Origin of the sequence: Thalassoglobus neptunius (genome assembly GCF_007859735.1) — a bacterium.
GTDB classification, from domain to species: Bacteria; Planctomycetota; Planctomycetia; order Planctomycetales; family Planctomycetaceae; genus Thalassoglobus; species Thalassoglobus neptunius.
Window position 1 is genome coordinate 1 of sequence record NZ_SIHI01000103.1, and the last position, 4661, is coordinate 4661.

The following is a 4661-nucleotide window of genomic DNA, read 5'->3' on the forward strand; positions in this document are numbered from 1 at the left end:
TCTTCGCATGCGAATACGGCTCGACATACTTGCGTCCAATCCGAAGCGACAGCTTTGCCACTTCCAACAACACATTCGTTCGTGGGGAATCACTCATCACCAGATTTTAGCGCATTCTCATCTCAGATTCCAGAGATGTTTTCAACAATGCACAAAGAGTTCAAAGAAGAAGCCGTGCAGATGTTATTGGATGGTCACACGGCCGCTTCGATTGCCGAGCGGCTGGGCTTGTCGGGAACGAATCTGTTGTATCGCTGGAAACGCGAGTTAATCGGTCAGGCTGGCAAGACGGCAGCCACACTGGAGACGCGCGTCCGGGATCTGGAGCGTGAGTTGCAACGCGTGGAACGAGAAAGAGACATCTTACGGTGTTGTTTTGCGAACCATCGGTTCGACAAGCGTTGTGCTGCGTCGGCTGCTCGCAGCCGACGCATGAACACCCTGGCCGGGACGGGTGAGAGACGGGTACACTGCAGTGGACCAGCTCGTGATCAGCGAGGGGTTTTCGGGCGTGCAGGTGTGCCAGGTTCTGGGCGTGAGCCGTTCGGGATATGCAGCCTGGTGCGGCGAACACGAGACGCGTCTTGAGCAAGACGATGCCCGTCTGGCGCCAATCATTGAGGAGGTGTTCTGGCAGCATGGACGGCGTTACGGGGCGCGTCGGATCACGGTGGAACTCAGCCGCCGCGACTTGGCGTGCGGCGTCACGAGAGTCGCCAGGCTCATGAAAACACGGGGGTTGCGCGCGATTCAGCCAAAATCATTTCAGCCCAAGACAACCAACAGTGCGCACCAACTGGGTTACAACGAGAACCTGCTGGCGGATGCGGAGTTACCAAAAACGCTCAATCAGGTGTGGGTGGCAGACCTGACTTATATTCCTTTAAGGACCAGACGATTTGGTTATTTGAGCCTGCTGTTAGATCTGTGTTCGCGGCGAATCGTGGGCTGGGAATACGGGATAACGATGGAGGATGAGCACTCGATCGCCGCCTTACGGAGAGCGATTCGAGAACGTCAACCGCAGTGGAGTCTCGTGCATCATTCGGATCGCGGGAGTCAGTACGCCTCGAAGCAATATCGGGCCGTGCTGCGTCGGGCGGGGATGCGTCAGAGTATGAGCGGGGCGGGCAACTGTTACGACAACGCGTTCATGGAATCGTGTTTTGGGACGTTGAAAACGGAGCTGCAGCTGGTGGATTACGCTGACGATGCGATGGCCAACGGGAGTTGACTGAGTACCTGCATAATTACAATCAGTAGCGACGACATTCAGGAATCGGCGACGACACACCGGCCGAGTTTGAGCGAAACCAGGCGAGTTTGACGATGAGTAAAACCCTACCGAAATAAGAGACTGACCTGTCCAGTAAAACTGAAGCACCTCAGGCCACGCACGGCGTACCTGAAATCACAACCATGTCCAATGTGGCGGTAGTGAAACAAGAAAAAGGCGCCTACGTATTTACGGCCAGTCAGGACGACCGGAAGCAGTACACGTCTGCGCGAATTCCGCCGGGCTCATGTATCCCAGCGAGCTGTGGGGACGTCGTTCGTTGTAGGCAACTCGACAGGCCGTCCCAAGCATCTGAGCGGATTGCACGTCATCAAATGTTTCGCAGCCAAAAATTACATCTCTCAGCCGACTGCCTCAAGAATAATCAGGAACCTCCCGAATTGGTGGCAATTGATCTCGTTCCATATGGCTGCGATGGTGGTTGTAATAATCTACAAACTCTCCCAGGAGATAATCCACCCCAGAGAGCTTGCGGTCAACATTAGACAGCACTGTTTCCAAGTGGTGGAGTGAAACGAAGTATTCAAATTACTGAATAGTCTACTGGAGCGAATGAAGGGTATCATCCTACCCGGGGACCGAGGGGGGAAAGCAGCACAATTCAACTCTTCTCAGAGGGAAGATTCAGTGGACTGCGCGCGGCATTCATCGAACAGGATCTGCAGCTGTTCGGTATCCATCTCTGCAGGAGAGCCAATTGCCACGATCCTTGTTCGAATTTCCGTTGCACCCCAATCGCCTTCAACCGTGACATCGGTCCTTCGTCCAACGCACTGGACGATGGCCCTCCGGACGGGCTCCTGTACCGAATGAACAAATCCCTTGCAGCGATAAACGGTGGCTGGAAGTTTTCGTTTGACCATTTCACGGAGGCAATCCAAATCCATCGGGGTTTTTGTTTCGTAGCTCCACGTACTAAACACTTTTGAATGATCGACCGTGTGATGTTCGTGGTCACAACTGCCCGTACTGCAGTCTTCTACGACGTCAAAATCAAGTTGTGACGGGTCGAAACGACCGACGGACAGCAGCACTTCGAGCGGGACATTTCCATATTCCGCCTCTACAATACGGAGTCGATTGAACTGATCGTTCGCCCAATCCCGAACTTTCTGCACTTGAGTGGGACCAGCCAAATCCACCTTGTTCAGGACCATCATGTCTGCGAAGCCGATCTGCTTCAGTTTGAGCAATTCGATGGCCGGATACTGCTGATGGGAAAAGGCCTGCTCAGCGTCCAAGACACAAGTCACACTATCCAGACGAATCTGATCGCGAAGTTCGCTGTCCATGAACGTCATGCTGATGCCGCCGGGGTCGGCGACACCGCTCGCTTCGAGCAAAATGTACTCCGGTGACTCGGGGCGGTTAATCGTCTCAAGAACCGTTTCCACGAGATCATCACGGATTGTGCAACAAATACAGCCGTTTGCAAGACTCATTACCTGATCTTCGACGCCAACAACGAGTTCGGAATCGATGTTGATCGCGCCAAAGTCATTGACCAGAACGGCGACCCGCAAACCATGGTCGCCGTTTAATATCCGGTTCAGTAGCGTCGTTTTTCCAGAGCCAAGGAAACCGGTGAGGATTGTCAGTGGTACCTGGGATTCTAATTCTATCGGCTCCATGAACATGACCTATCGCAGTCTTGACTGCTTCATTTCCTCGACGTTGATTCGGATCTCTTCCCGTTCGAGCACAAGATCGCGTTTCACGTCCTCCGGAGTATACTTGGAGGGATCGATTTCCATTTCCCTGAGATAAGGGATTTGCTGTTCCTCCCTTGGGAGCCTTGGTTCCGGGATGACGATTTCTTTCGGCAGTTGCCCATCCTTGCCGAACATTTCCATAATCTGCTCTGGTTTGCTTGGCATGGAAACGGTGCCCAGTTCCGGTAGCACTGCGTCACGCACCCAAACTGCGTCCTTGGTTACATTCGTAACGACGACGTCAGGAGCACCGTAGGCAAACAGTCCATCCCAATGGGTTCGAATTCCAGCGCTGATCTCATTGACCAATGAGGGCTCATATTCCAAATGGCAGACCATGCCAATCCGCGGGTTCACTTCTTTGAAAAGATAACCAGCGGCGTAATGTGGCGTATGGTGCGTATCGATGATGAAGTTGTAAAGATCTTGAGGATATCCGTACTTCAGTTGCATCAATTGACCGAGGTCGCTTTGAACTTCCGTGACGAAAACGTCTGCTCCCTTAGCGTATTTGGCCGTTAGTTCGTCTGGCCGTCCGTCACCCGTCCATACGAACGACAATCCGGTCTCTTCCCAGTCCAGACGATAAGCCGACGCTCCGTCTTTTCCGTGTGACCGAGGCCAGTGACGTACGGTAACACCGTCTTTTTGATAGCAAATCCCGTTTTCTTCACGGAAATTAAATTCATTGACCTCAACTTCATAACCATCACCAATAGGAAGCGTGTCAAACTCCTCAAGGTGCCACTTCATCATTTCTTTCATGTGCTTGACGGCATGCCCGATACCCAATTCCGGATTTCGTCCCGACGGTCCGGTTACGCGGAGCGGCTTGAATCGCCCGCTACTGGCAGTAAATGGCAACATGTAAGGCAGATCGGCATAGTGGTCGACGTGCAAGTGCGTGATAAAAATGTCGTTGATAAGAGCAGGCGGAATACCCATCGCGACAATATTCCGCATCGCTCCACTGCCAAGATCGAAGAAGAAGTTCTGGCCGTTTCCCAGCTCGACCATGATGCAGGTTCCCGCCTGATCGCGCCTTGGCGGCCAGGGACAACTTCCTACGAACGAAACACGCATTTCGTCGGGCCCAAGGTCTTCCGTCCCCGGATAGTAAAAATTGTTGTTCTTCACATATTTCGTCGGCTGGAAATATGGAGGCAACGAAAGCCCAGTTCCCGGGCCACCGCCATAAGGGTTTTTCTTGCCTCCACTGCTGGCTGTTTCAGCAGCACCTGCGTTAGGTAACGCGCTTCCCGCTGCCACCACCGCGGCAAGTCCGGCTCCCTTGAGTTACGTCCCGTCGGTGCAACTCGTCTGAACTTTGTTTTTTGGCCATGTGATTTCCAGTCTGTATGAGTTTTTTTTAAGAAGGGCGTCGTGCCGAAGTCCGACATCTTTCTCGATCATTTCATCGAAGGGGCTGGCTGTCGCAGTTTAGCATACGTGTGAATACGTAAAGGCTCTCACGTCAAGATAGCCCATGATAGGTGTAAGAGGCTATCCGGAAACTGAGGTTTTGTGAAAGTCTGGTTTTGTTCACACTTTGCGGTTCATCAACGCAAAGGAGTGCACGGTGTCCGAGGCGATTCGAAAAGCGTACCCAAGTGACCTGACTGACCTTCAGTGGGAGATGATCGAAATGATTC

General features: G+C 52.8%; 5 protein-coding genes. 2 read left to right on the forward strand and 3 right to left on the reverse strand.

Annotated features, from left to right (window positions below):
- Positions 1–147: 147 nt before the first annotated feature.
- On the forward strand, positions 148–588 hold the full coding sequence (locus KOR42_RS28045; protein ID WP_197441612.1) for a transposase: 441 nt from the start codon (positions 148–150) through the stop codon (positions 586–588).
- On the forward strand, positions 476–1234 hold the full coding sequence (locus KOR42_RS25690; protein WP_197441613.1) for an IS3 family transposase: 759 nt from the start codon (positions 476–478) through the stop codon (positions 1232–1234). The genes KOR42_RS28045 and KOR42_RS25690 overlap by 113 nt, the downstream gene beginning before the upstream one ends.
- Before the next feature lie 231 nt (positions 1235–1465).
- Here the strand turns inward: KOR42_RS25690 and KOR42_RS25695 are convergent, their stop codons facing one another.
- From KOR42_RS25695 to gntH, 3 genes are all read right to left on the reverse strand, one after another.
- On the reverse strand, positions 1466–1642 hold the full coding sequence (locus KOR42_RS25695; RefSeq protein WP_146512661.1) for an integrase core domain-containing protein: 177 nt from the start codon (positions 1640–1642) through the stop codon (positions 1466–1468).
- A gap of 266 nt (positions 1643–1908) precedes the next feature.
- Positions 1909–2928 (reverse strand): CobW family GTP-binding protein, encoded by a 1020-nt coding sequence (locus KOR42_RS25700; RefSeq protein WP_146512662.1) that lies wholly within the window; start codon positions 2926–2928, stop codon positions 1909–1911.
- 9 nt (positions 2929–2937) lie between these two features.
- Complete coding sequence (gntH, locus tag KOR42_RS25705; protein ID WP_197441616.1) at positions 2938–4278, reverse strand: guanitoxin biosynthesis MBL fold metallo-hydrolase GntH; 1341 nt, start codon at positions 4276–4278, stop codon at positions 2938–2940.
- Between the last annotated feature and the right edge of the window lie 383 nt (positions 4279–4661).

Excerpts from the sequence above, each read along its gene's own strand:
- KOR42_RS28045 (WP_197441612.1), top strand. The coding sequence starts at position 148 with ATGCACAAAGAGTTCAAAGAAGAAGCCGTGCAGATGTTATTGGATGGT.
- KOR42_RS25700 (WP_146512662.1), bottom strand. The coding sequence starts at position 2,928 with ATGGAGCCGATAGAATTAGAATCCCAGGTACCACTGACAATCCTCACC.